The sequence below is a fragment of the Rhizobium sp. K102 genome, from assembly GCF_022385315.1.
GTDB classification, from domain to species: domain Bacteria; phylum Pseudomonadota; class Alphaproteobacteria; order Rhizobiales; family Rhizobiaceae; genus Rhizobium; species Rhizobium croatiense.
In genome coordinates this window covers 426,886-445,874 of the sequence record NZ_CP092435.1, presented here as the reverse complement: position 1 = coordinate 445,874, position 18,989 = coordinate 426,886, and the positions used below count along the sequence as shown (strand labels likewise).

Annotated in this window: 16 protein-coding genes and 1 pseudogene; 8 read left to right on the top strand and 9 right to left on the bottom strand. The window is 63.3% G+C overall.

From position 1 onward, the window contains the following. The first annotated feature begins 20 nt into the window (after nucleotides 1–20). The 6 genes from MHI61_RS06030 to fhuB all read left to right on the top strand — a co-directional run bounded on the left by MHI61_RS06030 (nucleotide 21) and on the right by fhuB (nucleotide 7,856). Nucleotides 21–779, top strand: coding sequence for a fumarylacetoacetate hydrolase family protein (locus tag MHI61_RS06030; protein WP_239789611.1), 759 nt, complete (start codon nucleotides 21–23; stop codon nucleotides 777–779). 141 nt (nucleotides 780–920) lie between these two features. Further along, nucleotides 921–1,808: an AraC family transcriptional regulator gene (locus tag MHI61_RS06025; protein WP_239789610.1), complete on the top strand. Its 888-nt coding sequence runs from the start codon at nucleotides 921–923 to the stop codon at nucleotides 1,806–1,808. Between the two features lie 156 nt (nucleotides 1,809–1,964). Beyond that, nucleotides 1,965–4,124 carry a TonB-dependent siderophore receptor gene (locus MHI61_RS06020; RefSeq protein ID WP_239789609.1) on the top strand — a complete coding sequence of 720 codons (2,160 nt, stop codon included), beginning with the start codon at nucleotides 1,965–1,967 and terminating at the stop codon, nucleotides 4,122–4,124. Between the two features lie 95 nt (nucleotides 4,125–4,219). Further along, entirely contained in the window at nucleotides 4,220–4,999 is a 780-nt protein-coding gene (locus MHI61_RS06015; RefSeq protein WP_239789608.1) for an ATP-binding cassette domain-containing protein, read from the top strand. A gap of 3 nt (nucleotides 5,000–5,002) precedes the next feature. Then, complete coding sequence (locus MHI61_RS06010) at nucleotides 5,003–5,887, top strand: ABC transporter substrate-binding protein (RefSeq protein WP_239789607.1); 885 nt, start codon at nucleotides 5,003–5,005, stop codon at nucleotides 5,885–5,887. Continuing rightward, nucleotides 5,880–7,856, top strand: coding sequence for a Fe(3+)-hydroxamate ABC transporter permease FhuB (gene fhuB / locus MHI61_RS06005; RefSeq protein ID WP_239789783.1), 1,977 nt, complete (start codon nucleotides 5,880–5,882; stop codon nucleotides 7,854–7,856). Before MHI61_RS06010 ends, fhuB begins: the two co-directional genes overlap by 8 nt. Nucleotides 7,857–8,233: 377 nt before the next feature. Here the strand turns inward: fhuB and mmsB are convergent, their stop codons facing one another. The 8 genes from mmsB to MHI61_RS05965 form a co-directional block, all read right to left on the bottom strand. Continuing rightward, on the bottom strand, nucleotides 8,234–9,115 hold the full coding sequence (gene mmsB, locus MHI61_RS06000; protein WP_239789606.1) for a 3-hydroxyisobutyrate dehydrogenase: 882 nt from the start codon (nucleotides 9,113–9,115) through the stop codon (nucleotides 8,234–8,236). Nucleotides 9,116–9,124: 9 nt separating this feature from the next. Next, nucleotides 9,125–10,720, bottom strand: a complete 1,596-nt coding sequence (locus MHI61_RS05995) for a GMC family oxidoreductase N-terminal domain-containing protein (RefSeq protein ID WP_239789605.1) — start codon at nucleotides 10,718–10,720, stop codon at nucleotides 9,125–9,127. 131 nt (nucleotides 10,721–10,851) lie between these two features. Continuing rightward, nucleotides 10,852–11,841: a branched-chain amino acid ABC transporter permease gene (locus MHI61_RS05990; RefSeq protein ID WP_239789604.1), complete on the bottom strand. Its 990-nt coding sequence runs from the start codon at nucleotides 11,839–11,841 to the stop codon at nucleotides 10,852–10,854. 1 nt (nucleotide 11,842) lies between these two features. Next, entirely contained in the window at nucleotides 11,843–12,730 is an 888-nt protein-coding gene (locus MHI61_RS05985) for a branched-chain amino acid ABC transporter permease (RefSeq protein ID WP_239789603.1), read from the bottom strand. Between the two features lie 4 nt (nucleotides 12,731–12,734). Then, nucleotides 12,735–13,436 (bottom strand): ABC transporter ATP-binding protein, encoded by a 702-nt coding sequence (locus tag MHI61_RS05980; protein WP_183843790.1) that lies wholly within the window; start codon nucleotides 13,434–13,436, stop codon nucleotides 12,735–12,737. Next, on the bottom strand, nucleotides 13,436–14,218 hold the full coding sequence (locus tag MHI61_RS05975) for an ABC transporter ATP-binding protein (RefSeq protein WP_097608550.1): 783 nt from the start codon (nucleotides 14,216–14,218) through the stop codon (nucleotides 13,436–13,438). The genes MHI61_RS05980 and MHI61_RS05975 overlap by 1 nt, the downstream gene beginning before the upstream one ends. A gap of 5 nt (nucleotides 14,219–14,223) precedes the next feature. Next, entirely contained in the window at nucleotides 14,224–15,429 is a 1,206-nt protein-coding gene (locus MHI61_RS05970; RefSeq protein ID WP_239789602.1) for an ABC transporter substrate-binding protein, read from the bottom strand. Nucleotides 15,430–15,763: 334 nt separating this feature from the next. Further along, nucleotides 15,764–16,003 carry a hypothetical protein gene (locus tag MHI61_RS05965; protein ID WP_239789601.1) on the bottom strand — a complete coding sequence of 80 codons (240 nt, stop codon included), beginning with the start codon at nucleotides 16,001–16,003 and terminating at the stop codon, nucleotides 15,764–15,766. A gap of 253 nt (nucleotides 16,004–16,256) precedes the next feature. Here MHI61_RS05965 and MHI61_RS05960 point away from each other — a divergent pair, with 253 nt between their 5' ends. Next, entirely contained in the window at nucleotides 16,257–17,210 is a 954-nt protein-coding gene (locus tag MHI61_RS05960; protein WP_239789600.1) for a LysR family transcriptional regulator, read from the top strand. On the opposite strand, the gene MHI61_RS05955 is transcribed toward MHI61_RS05960, so the two are convergent. Next, nucleotides 17,211–17,549 carry a cupin domain-containing protein gene (locus MHI61_RS05955; RefSeq protein ID WP_239789599.1) on the bottom strand — a complete coding sequence of 113 codons (339 nt, stop codon included), beginning with the start codon at nucleotides 17,547–17,549 and terminating at the stop codon, nucleotides 17,211–17,213. A 172-nt stretch (nucleotides 17,550–17,721) separates the two neighbouring features. On the opposite strand from MHI61_RS05955, the pseudogene MHI61_RS05950 reads away from it, so the two are divergent. Beyond that, nucleotides 17,722–18,908 (top strand): annotated as a pseudogene (locus tag MHI61_RS05950) (acyl-CoA dehydrogenase). Nucleotides 18,909–18,989: the final 81 nt, after the last annotated feature.

The window sequence follows — 18,989 nt, the reverse complement described above, 5'->3', positions numbered from 1 at the left end:
AATCAGGTCGAGGAGACAGCATGACAGAGGCATTCGATCCACGCGCCCTTGCGGCCAGACTGCACAGCCTGCGCCAGGCCGGGCGACAGGAGGAAACCGGCACTTTCCCGCTGCCGGCCGACCTGCATCAGGCGATGGAGGCGCAGAATTTCCTGACTGCGGCCGACGGCATTTCCAGCAATGCCTGGAAGGTGACGGTCTCGCCGCAGGGTCAGGCGGTCACCGGTCCGCTGCATCCCTATGCCGAAGCCGCCTCGGGCGCGAGTATCCCCTGGTATCCGGGCATGAAGTTCGAGACCGAGATCGCCGTGCGCCTCGGCAAGGATCTGCCGATTCGCACCGGGACTGCCTATAGCCGCGCCGAAGTGGTCGAGGCGATCTCCGCTGCCCATCTCGGCGCCGAGTTGCTGGTCAGCGCCGTCAGGGAAAGCGGCAGCATCTCCTTTCTGCTGTTTACATCAGACCGCCTCGGCAACAGCGGCTATGTACTTGGCCCGAAGCTCGACAAAAGCGCTGTCGATACCGCCGCTGGCACGCCGCTCAAGGTCACCCATGCCGGCCGCACGATCTATGATGGTCCGGCGCAGCATCCGAAGGGCGACGTTCTCACATGGCTCGTCGATTACGCCAATGACGGCCTGCGCCCAGAGACATCGCTGAAGGCAGGCGCGTTGATCACCACGGGCACGTTGAGCGGCGCGATCGAACTGACGGAGCCAGGCGAGATCGATATCCTCCTCGGCGACAGCCAGCTCCGTTTCGCGGTGGCGAAGCCCTGATCGATCGCGGCTTGCCGTCGGCTTGCCGTTCCCGGATCTGGACCTTATTCGGTGATTGTCATCCGGTTCCGCCTGCTGTAATAAACTTGAGTATTAATTGAAGGTTTATCTCCGGCCGCTGGGCCGGAGGCGGAAGTGGAAATGACGTTTCAACCGCGGATGCAGAACAAGATCCAGGGCTTCTCCGTCATCGGCGGGGTGCATCGCCGCCAATGGAATGGCATCGTCGCCGATGTCTGGGACGTCGAATGCGCCGCTTATGCCGGCGGCTATTATGTCTCGCGGGATCCGCGGCTCTTCATCATGCTCGACAAACGCGGACCGGGCAATTCGCGCATCAAGCTGTCGCCGAAGGCCGAGGGCGCCGTTCAGGATGCGGAAAAGCGGCCGATCTCCTATGTGCCGGCCGGCATGGAAGTCTGGGCCGACCTCACCAGCGTGCATTCGGTGCGCCACCTCGACGTCCATTTCGACGCCGACACGATCAGCCGCCGGCTGATGGAGGACATAGACCCGCGTCGTCTCGGAAGCCCGCAGCTTCTCTTTTCCGACGAGCGCCTGCTGGCGCTGGCGCAGCTGGTCGCCGCCGAATGCCTCAATCCGGAGCCGCTGCACGATCTCTATGGCGACGGCCTCGCGCTGGCGCTGATCATCGACGTGCTGAAGCTTTCCAAGGCGGTGCCGCGCAAACGCAGCAAGCTCGCCTCCTGGCAGCTTCGCCGCGCCACCGATTTCATCGAGGAAAACTGCCTGCGCAACATCCGCCTCGAGGAACTCGCCGGCCTGACCGGCCTGTCGCAATCGCATTTCAGCCATGCCTTCAAGGCTTCGACCGGCATCGCCCCGCATCAGTGGCAGACCAATGCCCGGCTCGAGAGGGCGAAGCGCCTGCTGGTTGACAGCGAATATGCCTTGACCGCGATCGCCGCCGAAACCGGCTTTGCCGATCAGGCGCATTTCACCCGCGTCTTCCGCAAGCATGTCGGCAGCACGCCGGCCAGCTGGAAAAAAAGGGCCCAGCTTGCCTAATTGCAACGGCCTTAGGGCAATTGTTTGCGAGCCGGAGAATTGCCCAAAAACGTTCAAATTTCCCCGATCCGGACAAGCCGAGCCGTTTAAATTGAGTTAAACGCTCACCTTAATAAGGCTTCGCCGCACCAGCGGCATGTGTGGGGTTAATAGGACATGAGTGGGCAGATCAGTGGCCTGAGTTTCAAGATAAATCTGTTGGCGGGCGTTGCGATCGCCGGCCTGATCGCCGGCTCCGCCGCGGCACAGGACGCAACGTCGACGACGCTCGAACCGATCGTCATCCAGGGCGGCGGCGACACCGCGACCAGTCCCGTCAAAGGCTATGTCGCCAAGAACTCTTCCACCGGCTCGAAAAGCGACACGCCGCTCAACGAAATCCCGCAGTCCGTCTCCGTCGTCGGCACCGAGGAAATGGACGATCGCGGCATCACCAACAAGATCGACGAGGCGCTGCTCTATACGCCGGGTGTCACCTCGCAGCCCTTTGGCAATGACGGCGATACCGACTGGTTCTACATCCGCGGATTCGACGCCGGCCAGACCGGCATCTTCTTCGACAATCTGACGCTTTTCAGCTACGGCTTCGGCGGCTTCCAGCTCGATCCCTTCATGCTGGAGCGCATCGAAGTGCTGAAGGGCCCGGCTTCCGTACTTTACGGCGGCGCCAATCCCGGCGGCATCGTCAATCTCGTCCGCAAGCGCCCGCTCGACGAGCCGCTCTTCTATACGGAGATCGGCATCAACAGCAACGGCAACGCCTTCACCGGCTTCGATGTCTCCGACAAGATCGGCTCCAGCGGAGCGATGAGCTACCGCATCACCGGCAAGGTTGCCGGCGGAGACAATTATTCGGATTTTTCCGAGGATTTCCGCGGCTTCATCATGCCGCAGCTGACGATCTCGCCGGATGACGCCACCAGCCTGACGGTCTGGGGCAGCCTCGCCGGCCTCGATCAGGTGCATACCGGCAACGGCTTCTTTCCCTATGTCGGCACCGTCGAGGACGCGCCGTTCGGCAAAATAGACCGCGACGCCTTTTATGGCGAGCCCGACATCGATGATGGCAGCTATGTTCAGAAGATGATCGGGGTCGAATTCGAGCATGAGTTCGACAACGGCATCAAGTTCTCCCAGAATCTGCGCTACGGTCGGCTCGACAAGCACGAAATCGGCCCCTACCTGAACGGCTGGCTCGGCGGTGTGCCGACGGGTCCGGACTATCAGCTGGCGCGCATCGGTTTCGAGGGGCGCTCCGGCGTCGACACCTTCTCGATCGACAACCGGCTCGAAGGCGAGACCGATATCGGCGGTGCCACGCACAATCTTCTCGTCGGGCTTGATTACAGCTATTACCGTCTCGACAATTGGCAGGCCTGCTGCGGCTCCAATTCGATCAGCGCCACCGATCCCCTCTACGGCACAACCCAGGGCGCCAATTTCGTCTATGCCGACGGCATCGTCACCAAGAACCAGATCGGCGTCTATGCCCAGGACCGCATCCATTTCGGTGATGGCTGGCTGCTGACGCTGAACGGCCGTTACGATTATGTCGATATCGACCAAGATGCCAGGATCGGCACGACCTTCAGCACCAACGACAGCGCCGTCAGCGGCCGCATCGGCCTTGCCTATGAGTTCGACAACGGCCTGACGCCCTATGTCAGCGCCGCGACTTTCTTCAACCCGCTGATCGGCACCGGTGTATCAGGCGCGCTGAAGCCGGAGGAAGGCGAGCAGTTCGAAGGCGGCATCAAATATGAGCCGAGCTTCATCGACGGCTCGCTGACCGCGTCGGTCTTCCACATCACCAAGCGCAACAACACCGTCACCAATCCGGCGACCTTCGCCCAGAGCCAGCTCGGCGAGGTCGTTTCGCGCGGCGCCGAACTCGAAGGCAAGGTCAATATCAACGAGAACTGGAAGGTTCTCGCCTCGCTTGCCTATACGGACATGGAAGTGACCGAGAATGAGGCCAACCCGGCCCTCGTCGGCAATTCACCCTTTATCGTCCCGAAGGTGACCGCTTCCCTCTGGGTCGACTATACGCTGACGACGGGTGCCTTCGAAGGCATGAGCTTCGGCGCCGGCGTGCGCCATCAGGGCTGGTCCTGGGCCGATGAGGCCAATACCGAGAAGGTGCCGGCCGCCACCCTTGTCGATGCCGCGATCCGCTACGAAAAAGAAAACTGGGGCGCCGCGCTCAACGTCACCAACCTCTTCGACAAGGAATACGTCAAGGGTTGCGGCGGCCTGACCGTCTGCGGTTACGGCGATGCCCGCACTGTCACCTTCAAGCTCAGCAGGAAGTGGTAAGTTGACAATCACAGTTTAGTTTTGCAGGAACCTGCGGGAAAGGGAGGGTAAGCCCCTCCCGAACCCCGTTTGCAGCGACGAACCTGGAGCAGACCATGCCTTCGCCTTTTCTTGCCCTGTCGGGAATCGAATATGCCGTCGGGCCGAAATCCATTCTGCACGGCATCGACCTGACGCTCGCACATGGCCGCATCTACGGGCTGGTAGGGCCGAACGGGTCCGGCAAGAGCACACTTTTGAAGATCATCGCCCGCCAGGTCGCGCCGAAATCCGGCGCCGTCGCCTTCGGCGGCAAACAGGCAGCCGATTGGGGCGCCCGCGAATTTGCCCGGCACGTCGCCTATATGCCGCAATTCACGCCGGCGACCGACGGCATGACCGTGCGCGAGTTGATAGCGCTCGGCCGTTTCCCCTGGCATGGCACGCTCGGCCGCTTCACCGCGACCGATCGCAACAAGGTTGAGGAGGCGATCGTCCGCACCGAGCTCGAGGATTTCGCCGACCGTCTCGTCGCCAACATGTCCGGCGGCGAACGCCAGCGCGCCTGGATTGCCATGATGCTCGCCCAGGATGCCCGCTGCCTGCTGCTCGACGAGCCGACCTCCGCACTTGACCTCGCGCATCAGGCCAGCGTTCTCTCGCTGGTCAAGGAACTCAGTCACGAACGCGGGCTGACCGTCATCGTCGTCCTGCACGACATCAATCTGGCCGCGCGCTATTGCGATGCGATCATCGCGCTCAACCGCGGCCGGATCACCGCCGAAGGCACGCCCGCCGAGATCATGCAGACCGATACGCTGCAGTCGATTTTCGGCGTCGGAATGGGCGTTTTTCCGCATCCGGTTCGCAACGAACCGGTGAGCTATCTGCTGTAGGCCATGGCTTTTCTGGCTTACTTCTCCCGCAGGCAATTTCTGGCCGGTGCGGCAGCCTCGCTCTCCACCCCCGCGCTGGTGCGGGCAGCGGAGGGTTTGCGCGTCGCCACACTCGACTGGGCGCTGCTCGAAACCCTGCTGGCCATCGGCGCCGACGTCGTTGCGGCAACCGAATTGCGGCAGTTCCGCGAGGTCGCCGTCACACCTGACGTGCCAGCGGCGGTAGCCGATCTCGGCCTGCGCGGCACGCCGAATTTCGAGGTGCTGCGGTTTGCACGACCGGAGCTGATCTTCAATTCGAACTTCTATGCCTGGGCCGACGAGCGCATGCGCCTGATTGCGCCGGTGGAAAGCCATGCGATCTACAAGCCCGGCAAAAGCCCTTTCGCGCTGGCCGAACAGGTAACGCTTGCACTCGGCGAGCGCCTACAGCTTCCCGCCGCCAGGCAGTTGACCGAGGCGCTTTCAGCCCGGCTCGACCGCCACCGCTCTCGCTTTGCCGCGGGCGACGGACGGCCAGTCCTCCCGATCAATCTCGGCGACGCCAGGCATTTCCGCGTCTTCGGCGCCGACAGCATGTTCGGCGAAGTGCTGAACCGCGTCGGCCTGACCAATGCCTGGCAGGGTGCGACAAGCTACTCGGCGGCGGCGCCCATCGGCATCGAGACATTGGCGTCGATGCCCGACGCCTGGATCGTCATGATCCCGCCGCACCCGGCCGACGCTCTCGCCGCGCTCTCCGGCAGCTGCTTCTGGAATGCCTTGCCGGCCGTGCGCGAAAAGCGCGTGCTGATGCTCGGCTCGATCAATCCCTATGGCGCGCTGCCGGCCGCCGGCCGCTTTGCCGATCTGTTGGCGGAGGGACTCGGCCATGCATGGAATGGTTAGCCGCCCCAGGCCCGCACGACGCGCGGGCGCGCCTATCATCGGCATCATCCTCGCCACGCTCTGCATCGCTGCCTTCGCGCTCCTCATCGTCACGCGCCCCGAGCTTCCGCACAATGATGCCGATGCAGCCATATTGAACGCGGTGCTGCTCTGGGACAGCATCATGCCCCGCGCCGCGCTGGCCCTGGTCGCCGGCGCCGCACTCGGCCTTTCCGGCGCATTGCTGCAGCGTGTGCTGCGCAATCCGATCGCCGACGCCTCGACGCTCGGCATCACCGCCGGCGCGGAGCTGGCAATGACGGCGGCCATGAGCGTCTCGCCTCTGCTCATCGGTTTGCCGCGCGAGATGATCGCGTTTGGTGGCGGCATCGCGGCTGTCGCCATCGTGCTGGCTCTGAGCTGGCGACGCGGGCTCGATCCAGTGACGGTGGCTCTTTCCGGCATGATCGTCAGCCTGATCGCCTCGGCGCTCAGCGTCACGCTGATCCTTTCGCGCGGCGAATATGCCATGTCGATCTATATCTGGGGCGCCGGTTCGCTCAGCCAGCAGGATTGGAACGGCGTGCTGTCGCTCGGCCCCCGGCTCATCCTCGGCTTTGCCACCGCCTTGCTGCTGGTGCGGCCGCTACGCATCCTCGCGCTCGACGACAGCGGCGCCAGGAGCCTCGGCCTTGCACTGCATTCGACCCGCCTGGCGATCGTCGCGCTTGCCGTCTGGCTCGCCGCCTCGGTGACCTCAGAGGTCGGCATCATCGGCTTCCTCGGCCTCGCCGCACCCGCGATCGCAAGGCTTGCCGGCCCGCGCAGCTCCGGCCGGCTGATGGTGGCAGCGCCGCTGACGGGCGCCGGCCTGCTCTTCCTGACCGATTGCCTCACCCAGATCCTCGGCCCCGGTTTTACCGATCTCGCGCCCACCGGCGCCGCAACCGCCCTGCTCGGCGGCCCGCTGCTGCTCTTTCTGCTGCCGCGCGTGCACTCCGTTTCAGCCATTGCCGCCCGGCCGGCCGGAATGCTGAGCAGGCTCGCAAAGCCGATCCGGGCACTTGCCTTGCTCCTCACGGCCCTCGTCCTGCTCTTTGCCTTCGTTCTCACGTTCGGCCCGGCCGATGACGGCTGGCATGTCGCGACCGGCGCGCTGTTTGCCGATCTCCTGCCCTTCCGCCTGCCGCGCACGATAGTGGCCGCCGGCGCCGGCGCCATGCTGGCGGCGGCCGGCTTCATCATGCAAAGGATGACCGGCAATCCGATCGCCAGCCCCGAAGTGCTCGGCGTCAGCGGCGGCGCCGGGGCGGGCCTTACCGTGGCGCTCTTTCTCTTCGGCTTCCCCTCGCCCTTCACCATGCTGCTTTCCATGGCGTTCGGGGCGCAGGCAGCCTTCCTCGCCATGATCGCCATTTCCGCCCGCGCGGGGTTCTCGCCGGAACGCATGCTGCTTGCCGGCGTCGGCATCGGCGCCTTCGCCATGGCGATCGTGACCATAGTACTCGCCCAGGGCGATATGCGCGGCTATATCCTGCTCACCTGGCTGTCCGGCTCGACCAATCGCGCCGGCGCCTTCGAAGCCTGGACGGCCATCATCTCGCTCGCCGTGCTGACCGCCCCCCTGCCCTTTCTCAGTCGCTGGCTGACGATCCTGCCGCTCGGGGCCGGCCTCGGTCGCGCTGTCGGCCTTCCTGTCGGGGCAAGCCGGCTGGTGCTCACCATCCTCGCCGCGCTGATGACGGCGATCGCCTCGTTCCTCGTCGGCCCGCTCAGCCTCACCGGCCTCATCGCGCCGCATCTTGCCCGCCTTGCCGGCTTCCGCGCGCCGGGCCACCAGCTTGCGGCGAGCCTTATCTTCGGCGCCGGCGTGCTGATGGCGGCGGACTGGCTGTCACGCGTCGTCATCTATCCCTACCAGGTACCGGTCGGCCTCTTCGCCGCGCTGATCGGCGGTCCCTATCTCGTCTGGCTGCTGTCGCGAAAATAGAGCCGGCAGAACGTCGCCCCCATTCTCCCTCCTATGCTCGTCACAGGAATCCAGCGCGCCAAAGTCCTCGGGCGCGGGAGACTCTCTTCAAGGCCCCATGGGTTCATTCACCGCGCAGACGCGCGGTGGCTGGACTCCAGGCTCAAGGCCTGGAATGACGGAGGTTGGGGCGTGTTACGGCCAAACGAGCCGTCGTCGTTTCGGACGCGAGCGGTGCCTGGTGCCTGTTATAGCGCCGCCTTCTCGGCACCGGGACGCCTCATCCGCTGCGCCAACGGCGAGTTTGGCGCAAACGCAACCCTCACCCTCCGTCATTCCAGGCCGTGAGCCTGGAATCCACAGCCACACCGCGTCCATTGGCCGGTGTCGAAGGTTGGTCACGTCCGCTCGCGGAACATCTCGATAATCGCCGAAAAATCCCTGCCGCCGTTGCCCTGTTTTTCGAACAGCGCAAACAGCTGCGCCGCCTCGGCACCCATCGGCGTCGACGCGCCGCTCGCCAGTGCCGCCTCCTGCGACAGCTTGAGATCCTTCAACATCAGGGCGGCGGCAAAACCCGGTTTGTAGCCGTTATTGGCGGGCGAAGTCGGCACCGGTCCCGGCACCGGGCAATAGGTATTGATCGACCAGCACTGGCCCGACGAGGTCGAGGCGACATCGAACAGCGCCTGGTGCGAGAGGCCGAGTTTTTCGGCGAGCACGAAGGCTTCGCAGACGCCGACCATCGAAATGCCGAGGATCATGTTGTTGCAGATCTTCGCGGCTTGGCCGGCACCCGCCTCGCCGCAATGGACGATCCTCTTGCCCATGACATCGAGGATCGGCTTCGCCTTGGCGAAGGCCTCGTCCGAGCCGCCCGCCATGAAGGTCAGCGTGCCGGCGCTCGCCCCGCCGGTGCCGCCGGAGACGGGTGCGTCGAGCGACAGGCAGCCTGCGGACTTGGCCATCTCATGCGCCCTGCGGCTGCTGTCGACATCGATGGTGGAGCAATCGATCACCAGCGTGTCCTGCGCCGCCGTCTGCAGGATATCGGTCCAAGCCGTCAGCACGTGCCGGCCCTGCGGCAGCATTGTGATGACGATCTCCGCGTCCTTGACCGCTTGGCTGGCATGGCTTGCCGGCTTGACGCCGCTCGCCTCCGCCGCCTTCAGCACCGAGGCCGCGAGATCGAAACCGAGGACCTCGTGACCCCCCTTGACGAGATTGGCCGCCATCGGCCCGCCCATATTGCCAAGCCCGATGAATGCGATCCTTGCCATGGTCTTCTCCTATCGATTGTCTTCGAGGATCATCGCCGCCGCCTTTTCGGCGATCATGATCGTCGGCGAATTGGTGTTGCCCGAGGTGATCGACGGCATCACCGAGGCATCGGCGATTCTGAGCTTGCCGAGCGCCCGGAACCTCAGCCGCGGATCGACGACGCTGTCCCTGTCGGCGCCCATGCGGCAGGTGCCGACGGGATGGAAGATCGTCGTGCCGATATCGCCCGCCGCCCGCTCCAGATCGGCCTCGGTCTGATAGCTGGGACCCGGCTTGAACTCCTCCGGCTTGAACTTTGCGAACGAAGGCTGCGCGACGATCTTGCGCGTCAACCGTATCGAACGGACAGCTATGTCACGATCGCGCTGCGTCGAGAGGTATTTCGGGCTGATCGTCGGCTGGGCGGCAAAATCCGGGCTCGACAGGTGCACCGAACCGCGGCTCTCCGGCCTCAGATTGCAGACGCTCGCCGTGATCGCCGGGAAAGGGTGGACGGGATCGCCGAACTTCTCCAGCGACACCGGCTGCACGTGATATTGCAGGTCCGGCGTCTCCCGATCAGGCCCCGAGCGGGTGAAGATGCCGAGCTGGCTCGGCGCCATCGCCATCGGCCCGGAGCGACGGACGAGATATTCGAGCCCGATCGCCGCCTTGCCGATCAGCTTCGTCGCCTTCTCGTTCAGTGTCGGAACGCCGGTCACCTTATAGGCCAGACGCAGTTGCAGATGGTCCTGCAGGTTCTCGCCGACAGCCTTGACCTCGGCGACGACATCGACGCCCGCCCGCTGCAGCACATCGCCCCGGCCGATGCCGGAGAGTTCCAGAATATGCGGCGAGCCGATCGAACCGGCCGAAAGGATGGTTTCTCGGGTGGCATAGGCGCGCTTCGCAACGCCGTTATGCTGGAATTCGACGCCGGCGACGGCCCCCTCCTCCACCAGCAGCCGCCGGACCTGCGCCTTGGTCAGCACGGTCAGGTTGGGGCGCCTGCGCGCCGGGCGCAGGAAGGCTTTCGAGGTGTTCCAGCGAATGCCGGAACGCTGGTTGACGTCGAAATAGCCGGAACCTTCGTTGTTGCCGCGGTTGAAATCCGCCGTCTCCGGAATGCCGGCTTCTCTCGCCGCCTGCTGGAAGGCATCGAGCACGGCCCAGCGCACGCGCGCCTTCTCAATGCGCCATTCGCCGCCGGCGCCATGCATCTCGTCTTCGCCGCGATAAAAATCCTCGGACTTGCGAAAGAACGGCAGGATATCGTCCCAGCCCCAGCCGGTGCAGCCCATCTGCCGCCAGAGATCGTAGTCGCGTGCCTGGCCGCGCATGTAGATCATGCCGTTGATCGACGAGCAGCCGCCGAGCACCTTGCCGCGCGGATAGCTCAGCGCCCGGCCGTTCAACCCCGCTTCCGGCGCGGTGGTGAAGCACCAGTCGGTGCGCGGATTGTTGATGCAGTAGAGATAGCCAACCGGGATATGGATCCAATGGTAATTGTCGCTGCCGCCGGCTTCGAGAAGCAGCACCCTGCTCTTGCCGTCGGCAGAAAGCCGGTTGGCAAGCACACAGCCGGCGCTGCCTGCCCCGATGATGATGTAGTCGTAACGATCCATGTGCCCTGCACGAAGCCCCAGATGCCCCTGCCTCCCTCTCCCCGCGGGACGGGGAGAGGGAGAGTCGCATTGCCGCCGCCAATCTCTTTGCCGGGAAGGAAATCGTTCCTGGGAAAGAGAGGTCCGCCCGTTCAGCGGCGATAGAAGAAGCCCAGTTTTCGCCCGAGCCGCGAAGCGTAGAATTCGCCGATGATGCCGCGGCGGAATATCAGCACGCAGATCATGAAGACGACGCCGGTGATGATCGTCACCGGGAATTCCGACGTGGCGAGATAATTTTGCAGCGCCACGACAAGCCCTGCACCGAAGAGCGGTCCGACCAGCGTTCCGATACCGCCGAGCAGCGTCATCAGGATCACCTCGCCCGACATCTGCCAGGCGACGTCCGTCAGGGTCGCGAACTGGAAGACCAGCGATTTCATCGCGCCTGCCAACCCGGCGAGCGCTGCCGACATGACGAAGGCGCCGAGCTTGTAGCGCGCCACGGAGTAGCCGAGCGAAATCGCCCGTTGTTCGTTCTCGCGGATCGATTTCAGGATCATGCCGAACGGCGAATTGATGAAGCGCCAGATGATCAAGATACCAACGAGGAAAACGGCCAGCACGAAATAATACATGTTGGTCGAGTTGTTCAGATCGATGAAGCCGAAGAGATGGCCGCGCGGCACCGACTGGATGCCGTCCTCGCCTTCGGTGAACTCCGCTTGCAGGCAGAAGAAAAAGAACATCTGCGACAAGGCCAGCGTGATCATCGCGAAATAGATGCCCTGACGGCGGATGGCGAAAAAGCCCATGACCAGCCCAAGGAATGCCGCTCCCGCCACGCCGATCAGGATGCCGAGTTCCGGCGGCAGCCCCCATGATTTCACCGTATAGGCGGTGAAATAGGCCGCCCCCCCGAAGAAGGTGGCATGGCCGAAGGACAACAGGCCGGTATAGCCGAGCAGCAGATTGAAGGCACAGGCAAAGAGCGCGAAGCAGAGCAGCTTCATCAGGAAGATCGGATAGAAGAAGAACGGCGCCAGCAGCAGGAACACCAGCCCCGCAAGCAGGAAGCCCGCCTGCACCGAAAAGGCGGTCCGGCTTTTTTCCGTTCGGATGGTTTCAGTGATGTCAGCCATGTCAAGCATCCCGGCCGAAGAGGCCCGCGGGCCTGATGAGAAGCACGATCGCCATGATGACGAAGATCACGGTGTTGGACGCTTCGGGATAGAAGACCTTGGTCAGGCCCTCGGCGATGCCGAGCACATAACCGGTCACGATCGCGCCCATGATCGACCCCATGCCGCCGACGACGACCACGGCGAAGACGACGATGATCATGTTCGAGCCCATCAGCGGCGAGACCTGGTAGATCGGCGCGGCCAGGACGCCGGCAAAGGCCGCAAGGCCGGCGCCGAGTGCGTAGGTGAAGGTCAGGAGCATCGGCACGTTGACGCCGAAGACCTGCACCAGCACGGCGTTCTCCGTGGCGGCCCTGAGATACGCGCCGAGCTTGGTCTTCTCGATCAGCAGCCATGTGCCGAGGCAGACGACGAGCGAGACGACGACCACCCAGCCGCGATAGATCGGCAGGAACATGAAGCCGAGATTGGCCCCGCCGGCAAGGGCGGGCGGCGTTGCGTAGGGCTGACCGGACGAGCCGTAGAGATAGCGGAAGGTGCCTTCGACGGCGAGCGCCAGCCCGAAGGTGAAGAGCAGTCCGTAGAGCGGATCGAGATCGTAGAGCCGGCGCAGGAACAGCCGCTCGATGACCGCGCCGGCAAGGCCGACGATGACGGGTGCCAGGATCAGCGACGGCCAATAGCCGATGCCGGTATAGGTCAACAGCAGATAGGCGACGAAGGCGCCAAGCATATATTGTGCGCCATGGGCGAAGTTGATCACCCGGAGCAGGCCGAAAATGATGGCGAGGCCGAGGCTGAGCAGCGCATAGAACGAGCCGTTGATCAGGCCGATCAACAGCTGGCCGAGCAGCGCCTGCAGGGGAATGCCGAAGATCATCGTCATCTGGTCACACTCCCAGAACCTTGTGCAGCGTATCCATGCGCTGCGGCAGTTCGCCGACCGGGAATTCCGACACCATCTGCCCATGATCCATCAGATAGAAGCGATCGGCAATACGGCTGGCGAAGCGGAAATTCTGCTCGACGAGCAGGATCGTCATGCCGCGTCCTTTCAGCGTCTGCAGCACCTCGCCGATGCGCTGGACGATGACGGGGGCAAGCCCCTCGGTCGGTTCGTCGAGAATGAGCAGCCGGACGCCGGTGCGCAGGATTCGGGCGATCGCCAGCATCTGCTGCTCGCCGCCGGAAAGCTTGGTGCCGGCGCTGCCGCGACGCTCGTAGAGATTGGGAAAGAGCTCGTAAATTTCGTCGAGCGTCATGCCGCCCTTCGCCACGACAGGCGGCAGCAGCAGGTTTTCCGACACGGTCAGCGTCGAAAAGATGCCGCGCTCCTCCGGCACGAAACCGATGCCACGATGCGCCGTCTTGTGCAGCGGCACCTGCATCATATCGCTGCCGGCAAAGCTGATCCTGCCCTTGCGGGCGCGCACGATGCCGGTAATGGTGCGCAGCGTCGTCGTCTTGCCGACGCCGTTGCGACCGAGAATGGTGATCGTCTCGCCTTCGGCCACCCGCATGTCGACGCCGTGCAGGACATGGCTTTCGCCGTACCAGGCGTTCAGTCCCTGGACTTCAAGGAGAGCGGCCATCAATGCTCCTCCGTGCCCATATAGGCGACGCGCACGCGCTCGTCCTGGCTGACCGTGGCATAGTCGCCCTCGGCAAGAATCTCGCCGCGCTGCAGCACCGTCACATGCTGGCAGATATTGGCGACGACCGAGAGATTGTGCTCGACCATCAGCACCGCCCGGTCGCGGGCGACGTCGCGGATGATCGCCGAGACGACGCCGACGTCCTCAAGCCCCATGCCGGCCATCGGCTCGTCGAGCAGCAGCACCTTCGGGTCGAGCGCCAGCGTGGTGGCGATCTCCAGCACGCGCTTGCGGCCATAGGAAAGATCGGCAGCGATATGATCGCGCTCCTTGGAAAGCCCGACGCTGGCGAGCAGTTGCTCGGCGCGTTCGTTCAGCCGGTCGAGCGCCGAAAGCGGCCGCCAGAACTGGGTGGAAAGATTGTTCGGCCGCTGCAACGCCACCCGCACATTGTCGAGAACGGAGAGATGCGGGAAGACCGCCGATATCTGGAAGGAGCGCACCAGTCCCATGCGCGCCACCCTGTCGGGTGCCGTCCCAGTTATGTCAGTGCCCATCAGCGTGATCGTGCCAGCGGTCGGCTGCAGGAACTTGGTCAGCAGGTTGAAAACCGTCGTCTTGCCGGCACCGTTCGGACCGATCAGCGCATGCACGCTGGCGTCGTGGACGTCGAGATCGACGTTCTTGACGGCGGTGAAGCCGCCGAAATCGCGGCGCAGCCCGCGGGCGGATAATACCACCCGCGGCTTTCCCTGCGTTTCAATTGCGGAAACCGCCATTGCGCTCACTTCACCAGATCGCAGCCGCTCTTGGCGGGATCGATATAGGCTTCCTTGCCGGGAATGGTGGCGAGCACGTTGAAGTAATCCCACGGCTCCTTGCTGTCGGCCGGCTTCTTGACCTGCAGCAGGTACATGTCGTGGATCATGCGGCCGTTGCCGCCGACCGTGCCGCCGCGGCCGAAGACGTCGTCGACCGGCATTTCATGCAGCAGCTTGGCGACGGCTTCCGTCTCGTCGGTGCCGGCCTTCTGTATCACCTTCAGATATTGCGTCACCGCCGAATAGGTGCCGGTATGGACCATGTTCGGCATCTTGCCGGTGCGGTCGAAGAACTTTTTGGCGAAGGCGCGGCTTTCGTCGTCGCGGTTCCAGTAATAGCCTTCGGTCAGCGTCAGGCCCTGCGCTGCTTCAAGCCCGAGGCCATGGACTTCGGCAAGCGTGAAGAGCAGCGCCGCCAGATGCTGACCGCCCTGAGTGATGCCGAATTCGGCCGCCTGCTTGATGGCGTTCGCGGTATCGAGGCCGGCATTGGCAAGGCCGATCACCTTGGCGCCAGACGATTGCGCCTGCAGCAGGAAGGACGAGAAGTCCTGGCTCGACAGCGGATGACGGACGGCGCCGACCACCGTGCCGCCGCTCGCCTTGACGTATTCACTGGTCTGCTGCTCCAGCGAATAGCCGAAGGCATAGTCGGCGGTCAGGAAGAACCAGCTGTCGCCGCCCTGCTTGACGAGCGCGCCGCCGGTGCCGACGGCAAGCGCATGCGTGTCGTATGCCCAGTGGAAGCCGTAGGGAGAACAGGCCTTGCCGGTGAGATCCGTCGTCGCCGCGCCGGTGACGATATCGATCTTCTTCTTTTCCTTGGCGATCGCCTGCACGGCGAGCGCCACCGACGAGGTCGTCAGTTCCATGATCGCATCCACCTGCTCGGTGTCATACCACTGGCGGGCGATGTTGGACGCGATATCCGGCTTGTTTTGGTGATCGGCATCGACGATTTCGACCGGCACATCAAGCACCTTGCCGCCGAAATCCTCGACCGCCATCTTCGCGGCTTCGACGGAAGACTTGCCGCCAAAGTCGGCATAGACGCCCGACTGGTCGTTCAGAATGCCGATCTTGACCTTGCCGTCAGTCGCGCTCTGCGCGAGCACCGCTGTGCTGCTGGCGAGCAAAAACGCAACTGATGCAATAAGATTTTTTCGCATATTCTCTCCTCCCAGAGATTGGCCAGATTACCGATCTGTTCAAATTTGGCCGGTCGCACTCCTCAGAACGACCGCCCCTCATCTTACGATCATGGAAATTCTCCCCTGAGGCAACGGGTGGTTTATAGCTAATTGCAAACAGTATCTGTTCATTTTTGCACAGAAAGAGAGCTGCACAATTTCGACCCAAGCCTCCAGGAAGCGCAAAGAGTGAGCGCACAGCGCTAGAACTAGGGCAGTTTCGACGGTTGTGCAGGGCTGGCAGCGTTCGACGAAGGACCAATCGTCTATTGATCCTTCGTCTCCGGCACATTCCGCGCGTTTCAGCCTGCCGTTATTTCCATTGCGTCCCATTCTCGGCAGCGCAGCCGTAGGGAGGCAAGGCGCCGCTGAAGGTCACCTTCAGCTTGGCGCAGCCCCAGGCATTCAGCGGGCCCGGCATGGATGTGTTGAGCGTGATGCCGACTTCGTCATAGGGGCTGTCGGTGTTGGTAACGTAGCGATACCAGCGAAAACCGATGACGACGACGAATGCGATCGCGATCGTCAGCAGCAGGCGAACCAATTTTTTCATCAATAATTCCTCAGAATGCAAACGCGGCCCTGTATCATTCGCGCATAACGGCTGAAAGCACCCCCGCCGAGGCATCACCAGTTTCTCACCGGCGTCGTCTCGAATTTCATCAAGGCCCAGCCTTCGCCGGGATCTTCCGCCCGCGATTCCTCCATTCTTTACCTGATGTTAAAACGCAAATAAAAACAATGAATTGTTTCAATAGCGCAAGACCATGCTATGCATTATTGGTTGCTGAACGAAAGAAATGGCGATGAACAATCCACCGCAGTTTACCTGGGACGATCTGCAGTTTTTTCTAGCCGTCGCCCGCACCGGGCAGCTGTCGACGGCCGCACGCCAGCTGCGCTCCAGCCATGCCACCGTTTCGCGGCGCATCGACCGGCTGGAATTCGCCCTCAAGGTCAAGCTGTTCGAGCGCAATCCGCGCGGTTATGTGCTGACGGCCATGGGAACGCGCTTCGTCGAGACGGCCGAGAAGATGGAGCAGGAGACCGAGCGGCTGCGCGCCGACCTCGCTGACGGCTCGATGGCGCAGCGCGGCCTGGTGCGCCTGAGCGCCCCGGAAGGATTTGCCAATTTCTTCTTCGCGACCGTGCTGCATCGGTTTGCCGCCCAGCATCCGCATCTGTCGCTCGAACTGGTGACGATCCAGCAGATCATGTCGCTCTCACGCAAGGAGGCTGATCTGTCCGTCGTGCTCGACGAGCCGAAGGGCGGGCCCTATTTCGCCGAGAAGCTCACCGACTATCACCTTCAGATTTACGGCTCCCGCGACTACCTGGCGAAGGCGCCGGCGATTACCTGCCGCGACGACCTGCTTGAGCATCCATTCGTCAGCTATATCGAGGAGATGATTTTCGCGCCGGGCCTGGATTATCTCAGCGATGTGCATCCGCGCATCAAGCCGCAGTTCCAGAGTTCCAGCATCTTCGCGCAGTTGACCGCCACCCGAAACGGCCTCGGCCTCTGCATCCTGCCCTATTTTTTCGCCAGTCGTTATCCCGAGCTGGTGCGGGTGCTGCCGGCGGAAATCGACCTTAAGCGGCAGTACTGGATCACCTGCCATCGCGACCTGAAACAGGCGCCGCGGGTGCGCGCCGTCATCGACTTCCTGCGTGAGGCGGTGCGCGGCAAGGATGCATACTTTGTGCCGCCCTATGTCACCGCCGCCGGACCGGCGCAACGGACGGACGCCGAAACGTGACTATTTGAGGAACTCGGCCCGGTGCGGCGTGAACGTATCGATCAGCCGGCCTTTTTCCAGCGCTTTGACGCCATGGACGAGATTGGGGGGCACGATGAAACTGCCGCCCTGCCGGAGCACCTCGGTCCGCCCGTCGATCATCACCTCGAAACTGCCCTCGGCGACATAACTTGCCTGGATGTGCGGATGCGAATGGGCCGCACCGATGGCGCCGCTTTCGAAGGCGACTTCCACCATCATCATCTCCGGCAGATAGGTCATGATGCGCCTGGTAACGCCGGGCTCCGGATTGACCCATTCAGCGCCTTCGGGCGATACGAACAGATCGCTTGACGACATTTCCGCCTCCTCGTTCCAGAATCGAACGCGGGCAAAGTGGAGCATGCCGACGCTTTTGAAAAGATGGCGCGCGCCGTATTTTCGATAGGCTGGCTTCGGTTGACGCAATCGGCTGGCGGGTCTATGCGACATTGAGCGAGGAAGCCTGAATCGTGGGTGAGGAGACGCCGTCATGCAGCATACGCGCGAGGTTTTCGACTGGGCCGATCCGTTCCGCCTGGTAGAGCAGCTGACCAACGAGGAGCGCATGGTGCAGGATACCGCCCATGCCTACGCGCAGCAAAAGCTCGCGCCCCGCGTTCTCGACGCTTTCCGCCATGAAAAGACGGATCCCGCAATCTTCCGCGAAATGGGTGAACTCGGCCTGCTCGGTCCGACGATTTCCCCGATTACGGCGGCGCCGGTCTCGGTTACACCGCCTACGGCCTGATCGCCCGCGAGGTCGAACGGGTCGACAGCGGCTACCGCTCGATGATGAGCGTGCAGTCCTCGCTGGTCATGGTGCCGATCGAAACCTTTGGGTCTGAGGCGCAGAAGCTGAAATACCTGCCGAAGCTTGCCAGCGGCGAATGGATCGGCTGCTTCGGCCTGACCGAGCCCGATCATGGCTCCGATCCCGGCTCGATGGCCACCCGCGCCAAGAAGGTAGACGGCGGCTACAGCCTTACCGGTTCGAAGACCTGGATCTCGAATGCACCGATCGCCGATGTCTTCATCGTCTGGGCCAAGACCGAGGACGGCCTCATCCGCGGCTTCATCCTCGAAAAGGGCTGGAAGGGTCTTTCGGCCCCGGCCATCCACGGCAAGGTCGGCCTGCGCGCCTCGATCACCGGCGAAGTGGTGATGGACGCAGTCTTCGTGCCGGAGGAAAATCTTCTGCCCGGCGTCACCGGCCTCAAGGGACCGTTTACCTGCCTCAACTCCGCCCGTTTCGGCATTGCCTGGGGCGCGCTCGGCGCCGCCGAGGATTGTTATGCCAGGGCACGGCAATATACGCTGGAGCGCAAGCAGTTCGGCCGGCCGCTAGCCGCCAATCAGCTGATCCAGAGAAAGCTCGCCGACATGGCGGCGGAGATTTCGCTCGGCCTGCAGGGCTGCCTGCGGCTCGGCCGCATGAAGGAGGAAGGCCATCCGCCAGTGGAGCTGACCTCCATCCTCAAGCGCAACAGCTGCGGCAAGGCGCTGGAGATCGCGCGCGCGGCCCGCGACATGCTCGGCGGCAACGGCATCTCCGACGAATTCGGCATCGCCCGCCATCTCGTCAACCTCGAAGTGGTCAACACCTATGAGGGCACGCACGATATCCACGCGCTGATCATCGGCCGGGCGATCACCGGCATCGCCGCCTTTGCCAACTAAACCGTCGGTTCGGCAGGGCGAATTGCCACGCGGCTGACAATGTGCAACCTTCCCTCACGCGGCACGACGCCGGCAATGAGG